Source organism: Paenibacillus sp. FSL H7-0331, assembly GCF_001956045.1.
Genome location: NZ_MRTH01000029.1, coordinates 31,284 through 49,739, shown reverse-complemented (window position 1 = coordinate 49,739; position 18,456 = coordinate 31,284). Strand labels below are relative to the sequence as shown.

Genomic DNA, 18,456 nt, shown 5'->3' with positions numbered 1-18,456 from the left:
AGGGAAAGGTTGATATATGATGAAGCAAGCAAACGGGACCAGTGGCTGGAGAGAGTTCATCCAGCTGATCTGGCAGACGAAGCCGCCGCTCCTGCTCATGGGTATTGCGCTCGCAATGAGCATGGGCTCTACATTGGTTGGATTAAGTATTCCGCTATTTACCAAAAATTTGGTCGATAGCTTTTCACTGGCCTCACTAGATCGAATTCATATCATTGGTTTGGCTGCGGCTTTTATTATGCAGGCGGTTGCTGCGGGTATCTCGATCTATTTGTTGAACCGTGCGGGTCAGACGGTGGTTGCATCACTGCGGGATCGGCTGTGGAAAAAACATTTGCATTTGCCGATCGCCTACTATGATAAGAATCAAACCGGGGAGATGATCAGCCGGATCATTAATGATACTGGTATCGTCAAAGGGTTGATCACAGAGAATTTGACCAATCTCATAACAGGCTCGATCTCGATCATTGGCGCAATAGGGGTGCTGCTGTATCTCGATTGGAAAATGACGCTGCTAATTATAATGGTCATTCCGCTCTCCATGCTGTTCCTGATGCCTTTGGGACGCCGTATGTACAAGATATCCAAAGGCTTGCAGGAGGAAACGGGCAAGTTCAATGCCGTGCTGGGGCGGGTATTGACCGAGATCCGATTGGTGAAGGTATCGAACGCAGAACGGGTTGAATACGACAACGGCAAGCAGGGGATCGATCATTTATTCCGATATGGCTTGCGTGAGGGCAGGATTCAAGCGTTCATTGCACCGCTGATGTATTTTGTGCTGATGTTGTTGTTCGTGACCATCGTTGGCTATGGGGGGCTGCGGGTATCCTCAGGCGAGCTGACGTCTGGAGATTTGGTAGCCTTTCTGTTGTATTTGTTTCAGATCGTCATGCCGATTACGCAGGTATCGAACTTCTTTACGCAGTTTCAGAAAGCGATGGGTGCTACTGAACGGATTATTGCGACCTTAAAGGTAAATGAAGAAGTGCTGGACAGTGGCGTTACCTTGCAGGACAGTCAGCGGGCGATTCGGCTGGAGAAGGTATCGTATGCCTACGAGTCCGGGGAGCCTGTGCTCAAAGATATAAGTCTAACGGTCGAGCCGGGTAAGGTGACGGCCATTGTCGGACCGAGCGGCGGTGGTAAAACAACGCTATTCTCACTGCTGGAGCGTTTCTATGAGCCGCAGAGCGGGATGATTCGGATGGGCACGGAATCCGTCAATGATATGTCCCTGAAGTCATGGCGGAGCCAGATCGGTTACGTGTCGCAGGAAAGTCCGTTAATTGCCGGCACGATCCGCGATAATATTACGTACGGCACGGAGCGGGAAATCAGCGAGCAGGAATTGCAGCAGGCCGCGCGATTAGCCTACGCCGATGTATTCATAGATGAGCTGCCCAAGCAGTACGAAACTGAGGTTGGGGAGCGGGGGATCAAGCTTTCCGGCGGGCAGCGGCAGCGAATTGCGATTGCAAGGGCACTGCTGCGTGATCCACAGATTTTGATGCTGGATGAGGCTACCTCCAGTCTGGACAGCATGTCAGAAGTTGTTGTGCAGAAGGCCTTGAAAAATGTGATGCAGGGCCGTACAACCATTGTGATTGCCCACCGGTTATCGACCGTGGTGGATGCTGATCAGATCGTATTTATCGAGAAGGGCAAAGTGACGGGCAGTGGCACACATGAAGAGCTGTATCAGTCCCATTCGCTGTATCGCGACTTTGCCGATCAGCAGCTGCGTATGCAGCCATTGGTTTAAAGCGAGAGGAATCTGTGTCTGATGAGCCTGATGACAAGGGAGGAGTATCACGATGCCTGTGATATTAGTTGTTGACGATGATCCGCATATCCGTGAGCTGGTGCGCCTGTTTTTGCAGCGCGCAGGATTCGATGTGCTGGAGGCCGCTGATGGGCGAGAAGCCCTCCTCAAGCTGGAGGGAGCCAAGGCGGATATGGTGATTCTGGATATTATGATGCCGAATATGGATGGCTGGGAGCTGTGCAGAGAGCTGAGGGAGCACTACGACATGCCGCTTTTAATGCTGACCGCCAAAGGTGAAACGACTCATAAGGTGAAAGGCTTCGAGCTTGGAACCGACGATTATTTGGTTAAGCCATTCGAGCCTGCCGAGCTTGTAGCGAGGGTGAAGGCGCTCTTGAAGCGGTACCGGGTAGCGGCTTCCCAGGAGGTGCAGATTGGTACGCTTTACATGAATCGTCATACGTTCGAGGTAAGGCTTGGAGATCAAGCTTTGACGCTGCCCTTAAAGGAGTTTGAGCTGCTGTTCAAGCTGGCCAGCTATCCCGGTCGAACCTTGTCACGGGAGCAGCTGATCGAGGACATTTGGGGTTACGATTTTCAAGGAAACGAACGTACACTGGATGTGCATATTAACCGCATCAGAGAGCGATTTACAGATGGGGATCCACTATTCAAAATCAGCACGATCCGCGGGCTGGGGTACAGGCTGGAGGGTGAAAGGTGAAGAAGGAGAGGCTGCGGCATTTTGCAAAGGGCGTGCTGGGTACGCTTGTGGCACTGCTGACTGAGGTGTCCTGTTGTGCTCTGGCGTATGCGATTACCTCCTGGTTTTATGCGTATAGGGGTATAGAGGTACCGGACCTGATCAGTCAGCTCATTAACGTGGCGCTGGGATCGATGTTCGCGATATCTATTATTCTCATCATCGGCTTCACAACAAGGCCCAAGCAGATGCACTTTATTCATGTGGTGATGGAGGCTATGAGGCAAATAAGTCAAGGGAATTTTAATGTCAGTCTGGACAAGACGAGCCGCCATCAAGGTCACTTCGAAGTGTTCGTCGACAGCATCAACCATATGGCGCAGCAATTAAAGCATATGGAGGCCATGCGCCAGGAATTTATCTCCAATGTATCGCACGAAATCCAATCACCGCTTACGAGCATCAACGGCTTTGCGCAGGCGCTGCAGCAAGATCATCTTAGCGAGGACGCGAGAAGGCATTATTTGCACATTATCGAGACAGAGAGCAGACGCTTATCCAGGTTAAGCGACAACCTGCTGAAACTGACCTCGCTGGAATCTGAGCATTATCCTTACAACCCTGGGCGGTATCGGCTTGATAAACAGCTGCGCAATCTGGTATTAGCCTGCGAGCCGCAATGGCTCAGCAAAAAGATCGACATGGACGTATCGCTGGTTGATATGGAGATTGTCGCAGATGAGGAGCTGTTGAGTCAGGTATGGGTTAATTTATTGTATAACAGTATCAAGTTTACACCGGATGGCGGTACGATTACGGTTCGCTTGGAGAAGGAACAGGATCAAGTTCTAGTCAGCATTTCCGATACCGGTATCGGGATTGCCGAAGAGGATCAGACACGAATCTTCGAACGTTTTTTTAAAGCGGATGTATCAAGGAACCGATCGGTCAGCGGCAGCGGACTGGGCTTATCTATCGTACACAGGATTATAGAGATGCATCAAGGAGCGATTACTGTCGAGAGCAAGCTGGGGACAGGAACGACCATTACTGTTAAATTGCCGGAGACAGCAGAACAACCACAACCGCAATCCCCGGAATAAGGGAGGTCAAGAACAGGCCTTAAGTGAAGCTTCTGACTTGATTCCGCCCCTCCTGCTTAGCCTGATACAGAGCCTTGTCCGCCTTACTGATCAATGATTCCTTGTCCATCTGCGGATAAGGAATCATCGTGGCTACTCCAACACTAATCGTCACGACGCTCTTTACCGACGAGCCTTTATGCTGAATGGCTTCCGCTTCAACCGCTTCTCTAATTCTCTCTGCGATCAGAAAGGCATCCTGTCCATTCGTTTGAGGTAAAATAATTCCGAATTCTTCACCGCCATAACGTGCGACAAAATCAGGCTTTCGGTAAAGTGATTTTTGGGCTATGGAAGCTACCCGTTTCAAACAAAAGTCACCGCCCAGATGACCATAGGTATCGTTATACAGCTTGAAATAATCAATATCAAACATAATTAAGGATAACACCTCCGAGCTGCGCTCCGCTCTTTTCCACTCACGTTCCAAATTTTCCTCAAAGGATCGTCGGTTGGCAATTTCCGTTAACCCGTCAATCATGGAAAGCTGGTGCAAAATACGGTTGGCCTCCAGCAGTTTTTCCTCCGCCTGCTTCTTTTCCGTAATATCCGTACCTATGCCCAGATAACCGGTAATTTGATGATCCTGATCTTTAATGGAGCTGACAATCATATTGACATGCAGGTGGCTTCCGTCTTTGCGTACGTAGGTCCATTCTTTTTGTTGAGAGTCCGAATGTTGGGAGAAATCGACCAGGACCTCAAATCCTTCAATCGGACGCTTGTGCAGACGGCTTAATTGCTCGCTGTACTCCTGTATTTCGGATGGCAGGTGCAGTACATAAGGTGTATGCTTGCCAATCAACTCCTCCGCCTGATACCCGAAAAGTCGTTGTGCTCCTGTGTTGTAGAGATGAATAATACCTTTGGTATCCGTTGCGATAATGGCAACATCTTGTGCAGCATGGAGAAGCGTATCATATAACGTAAACAGGCTGCGGTAGCGTTGTTCGTTTTGTTCAACCGTAACGAGCAATTGATCGGACTTTTCAAGAAAGCGGATCAAATAAGCCGCCAGCAGGCCGCTAGCTAACACCATTGGCAAATAACAAGGTAATATTTCAGCGCTTTGTGCGGGTAATAGGATAGTGACAGATGATATCGCAAGCAACATATTTAAGGAAATCGAGCCTAACCATGCCTTCCAATAATGGGTTACTTTTCGAAAAATCAGTACAGATACGAAGGAAACCACTAGGGCGTTGAATGTCCCCATAAGGGAGGAAGGGTTGATGCCTCCAAACAGCAGTAAGCGTCCAATCGATATGATCAACGTCGTTATCAGGGAAGAATAAAGGCCGCCAAAATAGGCAGAAACGACGATCGTATTGTTCCTGAAATCAAAAAATGTCTGAGGTGAAACACTCACACTAAAATACATAAGTACAACGCCGAACAGTCCATGTAGGACACCCACCTTGACTTTATTGGACAACGACGAGGATCGGGCTGTTGGTTGGAGTTTGAATAATCGGCTGGAGAAAAAAAGAAAAGTTGTCAGGAGTGCCAAATTGGATAATAATGTCTGGATCATAGCTGCAGCCACCTATCGTTGATGTAAGTAAATTTCACAGATATTGGAACTTATTCGACATGTTTCGCTTATATCCTCCGTTATTTTCCTGTTTTCTCAAATAAATTAATAATGGCAGAAAGTTTGCAAAGGGGTTGATTACATAACATAAAAAAGAGACGATGCCGGATACGACATGTCTCGGATGAATGTGAAAGCCAGCTTTTTGTGACTTGTGTTTAAATGGTATTGACGGCAGAGCTGTTTGGATGGGCAGGACGTTCAGGTGAGAGCAGAGCAAGCATAGGGTGCTCTAGCCCTAAGATGCGGTTACGCAGCATCTCTGCAGCGATCATACTGTAGACCGTGCCATTGCCTCCGCAGGACAAGGCATGAAAAATTCCGGGCTGCTCGGAAGTTTCTCCGAGAAAGGGAAGATCATCCGCCGATTCACCGAAGGTTCCACACCAAGCGTACTCAGCCTCCCATTGTTTATCGGGAAATAGTCCCCTAAGCTCTTCAAGCAGCAGCCTGGTGCGATTAAGCAGAAAGTTTGCATCGGATACCGGATCGGCTTGATCCTCATCCATACCACCTGCAATAATTCTCCGATCGGGTGTGGTCCGGAAATAAAAGTAGGGACGTGCTGTTTCCCACATCATACAATCGTAAGGCCACGAAGCGGGTAGTGAATTTGCAGGGGTGACCAGAGCATAGGAGCGTTTGAGGATCGGCTTGATGCGTGAGGAGCTTTCAATTCCCGGGACATCGCTGACGGCGCGTACAACACGACTGGCGATAATTTCGCCAAAATCTGTCGTAATCACGAACTTGTCACCCATTCGTTGGACGCCCTCTACTACGGTGTTTTCATAGATATGTGCGCTTTTATGTGCAGCCTCGGCAATTAAACCGTGAACAAATCGGATCGGATTGATTTCTGCATCCCCATGTGTCACGAGTGCGGCGGGTTTGCGGATCGGCAGGTGGTGGCCTGTATTATGCGGTGAGCCCCATTCGACAGGAAAGCCGTGCTTTCGCAGCATCGAATATTCCTTGAACAATCGCGGAACATCGCTGGATGTACTGGCACAGTACAAGCTGCTGCGTACATGAAATCCTGTATCGTAGGGGATTTCATCCGCGAGCTTGTACAGACGGGTTAAAGCTTTGCGGCATTCTCCATAAAACTGGACAGCGTCCGTTTCACCAATTTTATCGGCAAGCTCACTTAACATTTTATCATTCGAAAACTGCAGCAGCCCTGTATTCGCGGCCGTACTTCCTGAAGCTACACGCTGACTCTCAACCAATACGGCCGGAATGCCGGCTCTTGCTAGGACGGCTGCACATAATGCACCTGTGATGCCGCCCCCAATAATAGCAACCTCGGTTGTGATATGTCCTTGTAAAGCCGGATAGCTGGGTACATGCGACAAAGTTGTCGGCCAGTAGAGGCTGCCGCTGTGTAATTTGTGGGAATTGTTGATTTGCATCGTAAGTCCCCCCTCTTCATTAATGGTAATCATCTATAATAGCTGCCAAGTGGTAGGAAATGTAATGGATACATACAACTTTTAACCATTTCTCTCACTTACTGAAACTATTTTCATGAAAAATACTTGACAAAATCTACTTTTATATGCTTGCACCTTCATGAGGGTTGTACAAGAAGTCATGGCAACCGAAATGGGAATATCGTAATATAGAGGAAGGGAAATCGGAAATAGCGGGTGAACAGCCCTTCCCGCAGGTGAGGAGAGATAACGTAGATGAAGCTTGAGAGAAAAGCCGTACACAAGCGTGCCGCCGGGAAGCCTTCGATCCGATATCGGATAGGTTTAGGGGTATTGAGTGTATTGGTATGTGCGGCTGTCATAGTATGGTTTCGGTCTCCGGTAATGGCACCAGATGCGAGCGGCTCCGTTACGGCGGTTAACCCCAAAGCCGAGGTTAAGAAACGGGAATTGCTCGATTTTCACATGGATAACTTGACTCAGGGCTGGGCCCGTTACACCGATGGAATGATGACTACCAAGGATGGCGGTGTCCATTGGCTGGCGTCTGCGTCCGATTCTTCTACTAATGCTGTGTTGTCTTCAGAGTCCGTTGGTGTAAGTGATGATACGGTAAGCTGGATGAGCGGCAAGGAGCAGAACCCGTCTGTCATACATGTACAGTCCACAGATTATAAGGTGCTCAAATCGCAGTTTCTGACCCGCAATGTAGGTTGGGTACAGCTGGAGAATGGGACGAATGCAGAGGCGCCGCTGTGGGTGACGATTGACGGGGGTGCGACCTGGCATCCTAAGGTGACAGCGGATATGGCCAAGGAAATGGATGCGGAGCGTGTGCGAATACAGGCAGCTGTGAAAGAGGCGGCTTTCTATAATGAGCAGGAAACCGCACAAAAGACCATGGAGGCCCAGTGGGCGGTGCTGCCGGAAACAGCCTCACCAGGGGATGTGGTACTCGTACGGCATGGACAGCCGGGAGAAATTACATGGGAAGGGAAGACCTACAAGCTGGAGCCCTTCGGTGCAGGCTATTTCACTTATTTGCCGATGTCGCTTGCGATCAAGACGGGTAGCTACCCGATTGGTGACAGCATGCTAACCATCAAGGCCAAAAAGTTCCAAACTCAATACCTGCAGGTCACCAAGCAAATGGAAACCATGAAGCAGGAAACCAAACGTATTGAGGATGATCAGAAGAAAATCGATAAAGTACGGAGTGAGTCTCAAGGCGAGTTTCTGTTCAGCACGAACTTTATTAAGCCGATAGAAGGGATTTTAACAACACCCTATGGCTATACCCGCTATGTAAATGGGAAATTCGATAGCAGTCATCGCGCGCTAGATCTCGCAGCCAAGGAGGGGACGCCGATCAAAGCGACAAATGATGGCATAGTTGCCTTGTCGGAACTGCTCTATTTAACAGGAAACTCGATTTACATCGATCATGGCATGGGCTTGTTTTCGCAATATGCGCATTTGTCCGAGCTCCGCGTGAAGGCTGGGGATCATGTGAAGCAAGGGGATATCATCGGACTTGTAGGTACTACGGGTTTCTCCACCGGTCCGCATCTTCACTTTACATTTTGGGCACATAATGTACCGGTCAATCCGGATTTGTTTTTCGATACAACTCCATTTCACTGGCTGCCAGCACCGGGTGCTAACCCTCCGCAGTGAAACGGATAGAGGGATGAATTGTAGTTGCTATTGCGTTAAGTTCTGCTTGGTTGTGACCGACTTTGGAACCAATCTGGCCGGACCGATCAGAATACTGGCGATGAGGCTGACAACGATCAGAATGGCACCAACAAGAAATACGAGGTTCAAGGCATCACTGAATATTTGTTGAAGTGTGTGCAGAATTTCAGCAGGTAATGCAGCTCGTGAATTGGAGTCTAGAAGCACCTGCGGATCAGTAAAGTGCTGAAGCTGTTCCGCAGTAGTGCCAGTCATGGACGGGCTTAATGTGCCCAATCCTGCAGCCATTTGCTGAGTAAGCAGCACTCCGAGCACACTGACACCGATGGTACCTCCAATGGATCTGAAAAATTGCGAGGATGATGTTGCAACTCCGCGCAGTGCGGGTACAACGAATATCTCTCACACCCGATAAGTAATTGCCTAAGTGCATGCTATAATCATTTCATAGTTACCCATGCGTAACTTGCAATATTATCCATACCAACTGATCATTATTTCAGCTCTTCCTTCCATCGGTTATATTAGGTATGATTCGAGGTAATAGATCATAGCTTTACCGAAAGGAGACCGCATGACTTCGGCAGCTGCCCCACGTTCTTACCGTATTCCCTTGTTTTGTGCCGTGACGTTATTATTCTGGTTTTCGATGTACACCTGTGTGCCGATATTGACAGCCTATGTGGAGGAGCTAGGTGCCTCGCATAAAATGGCCGGCCTGATTGTCGGTATGTACGGTTTCAGCCAAATGCTGCTGCGTATCCCAGTAGGGATCATGTCCGACCGATTTCATAAAAGAAAGCTGTTTATTACATTCGGGCTCTTATTCTCGGTGCTGGCCGGGGCAGGTATACTGGTGACTAACAGTGTGACCTGGATCTTGATCCTGCGTGCATTGGCGGGCGCAGCGGCTGCGACCTGGGTTGATTTTACAATCCTGTTTACCAGCTATTACAAGAAGGATGAAACGACCAAGGCAATTGGTACGATCAGCGTCTACAACACATTGGGGCAAATGCTCGGCATCTTGTGCGGTGGCTGGTTTGCTGACACATACGGCTGGGAATCGTCATTCCTGATAGGTGCGGTTGTCGGAATGATCGGTATGGCCGGATCTTTCTTTCTCATTGAGAAGTTTGATGATAACGCACAAAAGATTACCGCCCGCGGCGTCATGGAGGTCGCAAGTGACCGCACACTGCTGGTCGTTTCGTCGCTCGCCATTTTATTTCAAATTTTGACCTTTGCAACCGTTTTCGGTTTTACACCGGTGTACGCCCAGTCGCTTCATGCAACGAAGCTCGATATGGGGCTGCTGACGTTCTTTTCTACGTTTCCAACGGCTGTGGCTGCATGGGTAGGAGGACGCCATCTGGCGCAAAAGTTCGGGGATCGATCGATTATTATTTTCGGTTTCGTGCTTAACGGGGTATTCAGCATGATGATTCCGTTTACGTCGGATTTGGGGTGGCTGATCTTCACACAAGCGATTGCCGGATTTGGCAGAGGTTTGGCGACACCCATTTTGATGTCACTCAGCATCAAGCATATGCATCCGGATAAGCGCGCGACGGCAATGGGATTTTATCAGGCCATTTACGGATTTGGGATGTTCGTCGGGCCGTTTTTTATGGGGGTTGCAGGTGATTGGCTGACGTTAAAGGAAGGCTTTGTCATTATAGGGGCACTTGGCTGTGCATCTGCGGTGTTGACTCACTATTTATTAAGGCAAAAGCCAGTTCCACAAAGCGCCGACAGCAAATCAATATCTAACTAATCTGAAACGGGAGAGATGACTTCTATGGAAAAAAGAAGATTCGGCAAAACAGATATGTTTGTTAGCGTGTTGGGCTTTGGCGGTGCAGAAATCGGCTATCAGCAGGCTTCCCTATCCACGGTGGAGCGGCTGCTCGGCAGCGCATTGGACGCAGGATTGAATGTAATCGACACCGCAGAATGCTATAAATCCAGTGAGGAGCTTATCGGCCAAGCGGTCAAGCATCGCAGAAATGACTACTATTTGTTTACCAAATGCGGGCATGCCTCAGGCTTCGACGCCAAGGATTGGGACCCGAGGATGCTGGCCGACAGCATCGACCGCAGCTTACAGCGGCTGCAAACGGATTATGTGGATCTGATTCATTTGCACAGCTGCTCCGAGGCGATATTACGCGATGGTGAAGTCATTGCCGTCTTACAGCGTGCACAGGAAGCAGGGAAAACCCGTTATATCGGCTACAGTGGTGATGGACAGGCGGCATTGTATGCACTCCAGTGCGGAGCCTTCGACAGTCTGCAAACCTCAGTCAATATCGCGGATCAACAGGCTATTGAGCTAACGCTGCCAGAAGCCGTGGTCAGACAGGTAGGCGTTGTGGCCAAGCGGCCGATAGCGAATGCGGCATGGATGTCCGGCAGTGAAAAGCCTAAGGAGGCCTATCACCATACGTATTGGGAGCGGCTGCAGCAGCTAAATTACGATTTCTTGAAGCAGGACGCAGCAGAGGGGATCGAACAAGCACTGCGGTTCACATTAAGCCAGCCAGCGGTGGCCACTGCTATTGTCGGCACGACCAAGCCTGACCGTTGGCTGCAAAATGCCGCTCTCGCTGATAGAGGAGTTCTCACGAATGCACAATTGCTAGCGATACGTGCGCGTTGGAACGAGGTAGCAGCTGGTAAAGACTGGGTAGGCCAGGGTTAATAAAGCTTAAAGCAATGAAACAGTGTGCTGGACGTAGATACACCTAAAGACCATCCTTCTACATTGTAGAAAACATGGTCTTTTTTTTGCGCTCCCAGGATATTGAATGGAGTCCTTCATTCATCTCATTGTCTACAAAGTAATGAGAACCACAGTCCCGTGGTTCTCTTCGGATTGTAAGGTCAAGGTACCGCCATGCTTTTCCACAATATTTAAACAAACCACTAAACCAAGTCCCGTGCCTTTCTCCTTAGTCGTATAAAAGGGTTCAAATAACTGAGCCATCTTGGCTTCTGGTATGCCGCAGCCCGTATCCGAAATTTGTAAAGCAACCTTACCCTCATTCTCCTTAGTGACGATGGTGAGGGTTCCACTCGCATCCATCGCTTCCATTCCATTACGTATGATATTCAGAAGCAGCTGCTTAATCTCCTTATCGTCCAGAAGCAGGTCGCTTATCGATTCGTCCAGGTCGAGCACCATCGTATGTCCTTGCAGATTGGCCTCTGCCGATAGGATCGGATAGAGTGTATGGATAATATCGTTAAGATTGCACATCTTTTTCTCAATCGTACGGTTTTTGGACAGCGCCAGGAAGTCGCTGATGATCTCATTAGCCCTATCTAGCTCATCCAGAATGATAGGGTAATAGCCTTGTGGATCTGAGGTGTGTTTTTCACTGAGCAGCTGAATAAACCCGCGAATGGTCGTTAGCGGATTTCTGATTTCATGTGCAATACTTGCCGCGAACTGACCGATTGTAGATAGCTTGTCCGTTCTGTCCAACAGTTCATTCTGCTGCTCTCTCAGCTGTTCTAATTTCTTTTTATCTGTGATGTCTTCAATTTGTGAAATAAAATATAAAGGTTTTCCCGCTTCATTGTGAACCAGTGATACGCCGAGTAATGCCCATACGATCGATCCTTGCTTATGTATGTATCTTTTTTCCAAAAAATAATGGCAAGCGATTCGGTTTTTAAGTCGATCCATCGAATTTAAGTCTGTTTCTAAATCGTCCGGATGTGTAATATCCTTAAGACCTAATTCCAGTAATTCCTGCTTGGAATAACCGATGATGCTGCATAGGGTTCGATTCACCTTGAGACACTTTCCGTTTAAATCGACAATCGCCATCCCGATAGGTGCATGGTCAAAAGATCTCCGAAAGCGCTCCTCACTTTGGCGCAGCTCCTCTTCCGCCTCTTTTCGTTTAGTGATGTCCCTTCCGATGCTTATTATGTACTGAAGATCGCCTTCCTCATTTTTAATACTTTTAAAAGAGGATTCAAACCACACATAATTGCCGTGCTTATGACGAAACCGGAAGATGAGTACGTCACTCTCCTTGTTGACAGCATAGGCTTGCAGCGCTTTCCTATCATCGGGGTGAATACAATCAAATGTTCTTGTTCCGATAAGCTCTGATGTTTCATAACCAAGTAAAGTGTGAACAGCAGGAGAGATATATTTGCACAATCCATCCGGTGTATAGTAAGAGATTACATCGTAGGTATTCTCGGTAATTAATCTGAATAACTCCTCAATTTCATACAGCCTTTTCTCGATGTTTGTATGACTAAAGCTGTCCATAGGATTTGTTTCCATGTCTACTATTCCTCCACGTCTAGTTGAATGCCAATGCGATATTGATGGTGGTCGCGAATACGCTTACAGGACTGTGTGATATATACGAACAAAGCCATACTTGAAAGACTATCTCTCTTAATAACTGCTTAGCAGCCTCACCTAAGATTTATGACTTGTAACTCTCATTTAATAATTATTTCGTTTCCTTGATGCAGGACTATTTTACCATTTTAAAAACATCTTGTCATGGTTCAGAAGCAAATAGTTGATCTTGGCGATACATGGATGTACTTGTGAAAGGGTGTGTACAAATTGTGGATAATTTTGTGGATAACTGTGGAGAAGTCGAACAAACAGCGGTTTTTATGTGTGTATAACATTCATTTTACATAATTAGGAAGGTTTATAGCTAATGAATTGGGGTAACTGTAGTCTAGTAAGTCTGAACTTATATGATTTACTATTTTGTTTGCCCCAAGGAGGAACCATTCGTATGTATCAAAGAAATATAAAGTCACTGTATGTTCTCATATTATTTATCTTACTGGGATGGAAATTGGACTTTCATTCTCATGCCAGCGGCATATGGGAGCTGAACGCTGCTTCGTTAGCTGTACCTGGTTCCAAACCTGATCTACCTGTTCAAGGTCCCGTTTGGGAGCCAAGCCCAAAGTCTGAACTGAATGTGGGTATGCAGCCCATAGCACCGAAACGAATCATGTATCAGGTCAATGAGGGAGAAACCCTTGAGCATATTGCGCAGCAGTTTGGCAACTCGGTGGAAACGCTGGCAATGGAAAATCAGCTGGAACCCTCACAGCTTCTCATTGTGGGTCAGCAACTGCATATCCCATCCGCTGAAGCTGTAATCCCATTGCCGGATGATCAGCCCAAGGTGATCAGTCAGGTGATGAATTCAACCTTAACGGCTTATACGGCAGGTGTGGAGTCTACGGGCAAGTCCGAGGGCCATCCTGAATACGGCATTACCTTTAGCGGAAGTAAAGCCGAGGAAGGGCGAACCATCGCTGTAGACCCGGCTGTGATCCCGATTGGCACTGAGGTGTTCATTGATGGAGTCGGTATTCGAACGGCTGAAGACACGGGATCAGCGGTACGCGGCGCCCGAATTGATGTGTATATGAATGATTTAGGAGAAGCCGTCAATTTTGGTGTGAAACGGAATGTGAAGGTGTATGTGCTGTCCGCAAGTCGTTAAGCATAAGCTGAAGCGGAGGAGCAATGACGAAATCATCCTTATGCTTTAAACAGCAGCTTGATTTGTGCAGTGTCTATTGGCTTTCCTGACAATAGGGGTATAATGTAATTTAGTGTTCCAAAAACAATTATATTCTTAAACGAATCAGGTGGAGAGATGAGAATAGCTTTTTTTGATTCGGGATTAGGCGGTATCACGGTTCTGCATGAAGGCATGAGACGCTTTCCCCAAGAGGATTTTTACTATTACGCAGATACGCTTCATGTTCCATACGGAACGAAGCCGAAGCATGAGGTTAAACAGTATATTTTTGAAGCGGTCGACAGGATGATGCAGCTGGACATTAAAGCGCTGGTTATCGCCTGTAACACAGCGACAAGCATTGCGATATCAGAGCTTAGAAGTGTCTACACCTCGATACCCATTATTGGTATGGAGCCAGCCGTAAAGCCGGCTGTACAGCTGAGCCGTGTGAACGGAAGGCGTGTGCTGGTGCTGGCGACGCCGCTGACACTGCGGGAGTCCAAATATATCGAGTTAGTGAACCGCATAGACGACCTCAGCATTGTGGATTCATTGCCGCTGCCTGAACTGGTCCAATATTGCGAGTCGCTGCAGTTTGATGAGGCCGTGATGACTGACTATTTCTCTGCCAAGTTTGCACCCTATGATCTGAATAACTATGGAACGTTAGTGTTAGGCTGTACGCATTATCCCTTCTATAGACAGATTTTGCGGAAGCTGCTTCCCAAGCATATTCAAATTATCGACGGCAGCAGCGGAACGGTGAACCATCTGGCTGAGCTGTTAGTCAGCCATTCCTTGCTTGAGAACACGGGCTGTGCCGATGTACAATTTATTTGTTCCGATGATAGCCCGTCCTACTTGCAAAGAATGGAGCAGGCGCTCAACATTTATAGGACTCATCAAAGCTGATACAAGGCTGGTTTCACCCAAAGGTATCGTTGATGGTATAGTGTACAATTAACTCAAGAGTCCCGAGATAGCAATCCATTCGCTGACAAAGCCCGTTGGGCAGTTTACGAGTATCAGTTATTCTATCAGGCAGGCGGAGTCTTAACTCTTCACCTGCTTAAATTCCGAAGGGGATATGCCGGTATATTTCTTAAAGCAGACGCTAAAATATTGCGGGTTGCGGTAACCAACCTTTTCGGCGACCTCATACGACTTGAGATCGGACATCCGCAGCAGCTCCATCGCTTTATTCATCCGCAGTTGGTAAAGGAAATCGCTGAAATTAATGTTCTTTTCCTTTTTGAAAATGATGCTTAAATAGGTGGGGCTGATGTGTACAACACTGGACACATCCTGGAGAGACAGCCCCTCTTGATCATAATGAAGCTCCATGTAGGCAACGGCACGATGGATAACCTTCTTCATCTGGTGGTCACGCTGATCGTTGACGATGGTGACGAGCTCGATGACAAGCTGGCGTATAGAGGCAAAGATTTCATAGACCGTTTGCATCTGCTGCTGCTTGGTGTAAACGGCATAGAAATCATCCAATTGCTTGGCCTGTTCCTCTAATTCCTTATACAGCAGTACCGTAATCTCTACACCAATCAGCCGCATTCGGGATAAGGAAACCGTGTGGCTCTTGATAATCGCCTGCTCCATGCTGCTCAATAAGGCAAGCGCCTCTCCCTCCAAGCCAAGCTTGACCTTAACGGCCAATTCCTTTTCCAGAACGTTCAATTCAACAGATTTCTTATGTGGAGCATCGCCGGTATCGGCTACGGTCAGGACACGATTGGTTCCTACTATATGCCGAAATTCAAGTGCAGAACGTGCACCTTGATAAGAAAATGCAATTTCTGCAGCCTGCCCATAAGCGGACCCTATACCTGCGGTTACGGTGGTTTTCAAAAACTTCTCTACATTGCCGCGAATGGTCTCCGCAATCTCATAGGCATGCTGCTCGGCCTCTTCCTGTCCACCTTCGGCGCAAACAATCAGCACGACTTCATCCTCAAAGGAATTAAACACAAGCCCCCTGCCCAAGTTGGCCAGCGTTTCCTCGGACACGTTGAGTACACAATATTTAAGTACCTCTTTGCCGAACCGGTTCTGGTATTCAGGATAGCTGTAGTCATCAGCCTTCAGCAGAATCACTGCGTAGTGTGAGGCCGCAAGCTGAAGATCGAGAAAGTCGCTTCCGGAACCAATCTCCTTGGGCGTGAGCTTTCCGTCGATCAGCTTTTCGAGAAAGCGCTGCTTCAAAAGCGGCATGCCCTCGACGACTTTTTGCTTCATGGTGCACTCATATTCACGCTCCTTCATTGCCCGTTTGGCGGTTTCCAGCAATTTATCACTGTCAACGGGTTTCAGTAAATAGTCGAATACCTTCAGCTGCAGCGCGCGCTTGGCAAATTCAAAATCGTCATAGCTTGTCAGCATAATAATTTTGGTATCCGGGTAATTCCTCACAACCTGCTCGGTCAGCTCAAAGCCGTCGACGAAGGGCATGCGGATATCGGTAATAATGAGCTGAGGCCGCTGCTCGGCAATGAGCTTCAAGCCTTCCTCACCATCGGATGCGGAACCGACCAGCTCGAAGCCGTTCCCCTGCCAATCGATATTTTTGCTTAAACCGCGAATAATGATGACTTCGTCATCGATGATGGCTACTTTGTACATGTGGGGTTCGCGAGCCTCCTATCTGAAAGCTACTGTTTTCTAAATGTGACGATAGCTACGGTCCCTGTCTCGGGGCTGCTCTCATAGCTAAGGCCACAGGACGTGCCGTAATTCAGCTGCAGCCGCTTATGCACGTTGCACACGCCAAAGCCGACAGCTTCTTCGCCCTTCATCATGACCTCTTGCAGCGCACGCTTGATGTGCGCCAGCTGCTCGGCCGACATTCCCGGTCCGTTGTCCTCTACACGAATGACACCATTCTCGCCCAGGATCGTACCGACAATACGAATGTGGCCTTTCTTGCGAATCTGCTTCATACCGTGATAGATCGCGTTTTCGACAAGCGGCTGCAGGGTCAGCTTGACCATTTTAAAATCCAGCAGCTCGGGATCGATCTCAATGCTGTACGTAAAGCTGTCGCCATAGCGCATTTGCTGTATCGTAAAATAATGGTTGATATGCTCGATTTCCTGAGAAACGGGAATAATTTCACTGCCTTTACTGATTGAGATACGGAAAAAATCGGCGAGTGCAGACACCATTTGACTGGCTTCCTTTTTTTCGTCCATTTCGATCAGATGCTTGATGGAATAAAGCGTATTGTATAAAAAATGTGGCCGAATCTGAAATTGCAGCGCCGCTAGCTCGGCTGAGCGTTTCTTTTCCTGCTCTTCCTCAACCTGGACAAGCAGCTGCTGAATCCGCTTCAGCATATCGCGCATGCCGCGGTTGAGCACGCCAATTTCATTGTTCGGATATTCCTTGAATTCGATATCGAGGTGCCCTTCTTCGATTGTGTTGATTTTGCGGGTCAATTGAATAATCGGCTTCGTTATATAGTTGGCCATGACGTTGGAAAAGAGGACCACGATCACGAACAAAATTGACATGACTGCCAAGCTGAGGTATTTGATATAGCTGACCTTGTCCAGCAGCTCTTCCTTTGGAATAACGGCGGCTATTTTCCATCTGTTGATTCGGAGTGTATCATAGACGACCAGCATTTCTTTGCCGTATTCGTTGGTTATGGTCATTTGTCCAGACGGCTGCTTCGTTTGCAGGATTTGAGGCTGTAGATCGGCATCCTTGATATCGTATTTGTCGGCAATTTTCTTGTAGGAGATCAGACCGTCCTCGCTCACGAGACAGAGATAGCCATTATTACTGATAGTTGGCGTAGTCAGGATCGTTTTGAAAAAGGAGTCCTTGATATTAAAAAGAATAATGCCTTTGCTGTGATCTACGTCTTTACCGAGCAGCTTATACAGGCTGACGACCTTGCCGTTGTAATTTTTATTTAACGATGCCGCAACCGGATCGGTATGCAGCGTCAGCCAATGGATCACGGAGGTGGGATCGGTTGCCTGCCGAAGCTTGTAAGGCTCAAGAGAAATTCCGACCTGTACGGTCAGATCATCCTTTCTGTAAAATGCAGGGCGGTCATAATTGTAATAGAGCAGAGTCGAGTCGATCAAGGCACGGTCGGGAAAAGCACGGTTCAGTGCTTTGTTCAACAATAAATAATCATCAGAGTGCAGCTGGTATTCGGGGTTCTGAGTACGTATTGTAATATCGGATAAATCGGAATCGCTGTCAAGAATAGTCAGACTGGTAACCACATCCGTTAGTTTATCGTTCAAAAAGCTTTGGGTTTGCGATACGGTATCGGAAATACTCGTAAATGCATTTTGCTGCAGCTGGTCGGAAGCGAGCAGGTACGAGAACAAGCCGGTAATAAAAACGAACAATGTCATAATCGGGATAAATAATCGCAAAATGGATGATTTCAGTGAACGGTTGCGAATGAACGACAAAGCTAATCCCCCCATGTTTTCATGATAGCATAAGGCCTGATTAAATAGAGGGTTTAAAATGGGAAAAACAACCAAGCCATAGAACAGCGTCGACATCTACCCGGGAGAAGGGAGTTGCAGCGCTGTTCCC

General features: G+C 47.9%; 14 protein-coding genes. 8 read left to right on the top strand and 6 right to left on the bottom strand.

Features of this window, described 5'->3' with window-relative positions:
- Positions 1–19: 19 nt before the first annotated feature.
- Genes BK127_RS30120 through BK127_RS30110 form a run of 3 tightly spaced genes read left to right on the top strand, consistent with a single transcriptional unit; the run spans position 20 to position 3,577 of the window.
- The gene (locus tag BK127_RS30120; protein ID WP_076235858.1) at positions 20–1,768 is read left to right on the top strand and encodes an ABC transporter ATP-binding protein; all 1,749 of its coding nucleotides are present in this window, start codon (positions 20–22) and stop codon (positions 1,766–1,768) included.
- A gap of 52 nt (positions 1,769–1,820) precedes the next feature.
- On the top strand, positions 1,821–2,495 hold the full coding sequence (locus tag BK127_RS30115; protein ID WP_076235814.1) for a response regulator transcription factor: 675 nt from the start codon (positions 1,821–1,823) through the stop codon (positions 2,493–2,495).
- Complete coding sequence (locus BK127_RS30110) at positions 2,492–3,577, top strand: sensor histidine kinase (protein WP_076235813.1); 1,086 nt, start codon at positions 2,492–2,494, stop codon at positions 3,575–3,577. Before BK127_RS30115 ends, BK127_RS30110 begins: the two co-directional genes overlap by 4 nt.
- 19 nt (positions 3,578–3,596) lie before the next feature.
- Here BK127_RS30110 and BK127_RS30105 read toward each other — a convergent pair whose 3' ends face one another.
- Both BK127_RS30105 and BK127_RS30100 read right to left on the bottom strand, forming a co-directional pair.
- On the bottom strand, positions 3,597–5,150 hold the full coding sequence (locus tag BK127_RS30105) for a diguanylate cyclase (protein ID WP_076235812.1): 1,554 nt from the start codon (positions 5,148–5,150) through the stop codon (positions 3,597–3,599).
- Between the two features lie 218 nt (positions 5,151–5,368).
- Positions 5,369–6,625 (bottom strand): NAD(P)/FAD-dependent oxidoreductase, encoded by a 1,257-nt coding sequence (locus BK127_RS30100; RefSeq protein ID WP_076235811.1) that lies wholly within the window; start codon positions 6,623–6,625, stop codon positions 5,369–5,371.
- Between the two features lie 276 nt (positions 6,626–6,901).
- Between BK127_RS30100 and BK127_RS45580 the strand changes: the two genes are divergently transcribed.
- Complete coding sequence (locus BK127_RS45580) at positions 6,902–8,323, top strand: M23 family metallopeptidase (RefSeq protein WP_076235810.1); 1,422 nt, start codon at positions 6,902–6,904, stop codon at positions 8,321–8,323.
- A gap of 27 nt (positions 8,324–8,350) precedes the next feature.
- Here BK127_RS45580 and BK127_RS30090 read toward each other — a convergent pair whose 3' ends face one another.
- Positions 8,351–8,650, bottom strand: a complete 300-nt coding sequence (locus tag BK127_RS30090) for a hypothetical protein (protein ID WP_144026602.1) — start codon at positions 8,648–8,650, stop codon at positions 8,351–8,353.
- Between the two features lie 268 nt (positions 8,651–8,918).
- On the opposite strand from BK127_RS30090, the gene BK127_RS30085 reads away from it, so the two are divergent.
- On the top strand, positions 8,919–10,121 hold the full coding sequence (locus BK127_RS30085; RefSeq protein WP_076235808.1) for an MFS transporter: 1,203 nt from the start codon (positions 8,919–8,921) through the stop codon (positions 10,119–10,121).
- 24 nt (positions 10,122–10,145) lie between these two features.
- A complete protein-coding gene (locus BK127_RS30080; RefSeq protein WP_076235807.1) occupies positions 10,146–11,048 on the top strand; it encodes an aldo/keto reductase in 903 nt (300 codons plus the stop codon).
- A 132-nt stretch (positions 11,049–11,180) separates the two neighbouring features.
- On the opposite strand, the gene BK127_RS30075 is transcribed toward BK127_RS30080, so the two are convergent.
- Positions 11,181–12,653: a PAS domain-containing sensor histidine kinase gene (locus tag BK127_RS30075; protein WP_076235806.1), complete on the bottom strand. Its 1,473-nt coding sequence runs from the start codon at positions 12,651–12,653 to the stop codon at positions 11,181–11,183.
- A 475-nt stretch (positions 12,654–13,128) separates the two neighbouring features.
- Here BK127_RS30075 and BK127_RS30070 point away from each other — a divergent pair, with 475 nt between their 5' ends.
- Positions 13,129–13,854: a 3D domain-containing protein gene (locus tag BK127_RS30070; RefSeq protein ID WP_076235805.1), complete on the top strand. Its 726-nt coding sequence runs from the start codon at positions 13,129–13,131 to the stop codon at positions 13,852–13,854.
- 156 nt (positions 13,855–14,010) lie between these two features.
- Positions 14,011–14,790 carry a glutamate racemase gene (gene murI, locus BK127_RS30065; RefSeq protein WP_076235804.1) on the top strand — a complete coding sequence of 260 codons (780 nt, stop codon included), beginning with the start codon at positions 14,011–14,013 and terminating at the stop codon, positions 14,788–14,790.
- Between the two features lie 141 nt (positions 14,791–14,931).
- Here the strand turns inward: murI and BK127_RS30060 are convergent, their stop codons facing one another.
- Together BK127_RS30060 and BK127_RS30055 are read right to left on the bottom strand one after the other, a co-directional pair.
- Positions 14,932–16,512: a response regulator gene (locus tag BK127_RS30060; protein WP_076235803.1), complete on the bottom strand. Its 1,581-nt coding sequence runs from the start codon at positions 16,510–16,512 to the stop codon at positions 14,932–14,934.
- 29 nt (positions 16,513–16,541) lie between these two features.
- Positions 16,542–18,326, bottom strand: a complete 1,785-nt coding sequence (locus tag BK127_RS30055) for a cache domain-containing sensor histidine kinase (protein WP_179097653.1) — start codon at positions 18,324–18,326, stop codon at positions 16,542–16,544.
- Between the last annotated feature and the right edge of the window lie 130 nt (positions 18,327–18,456).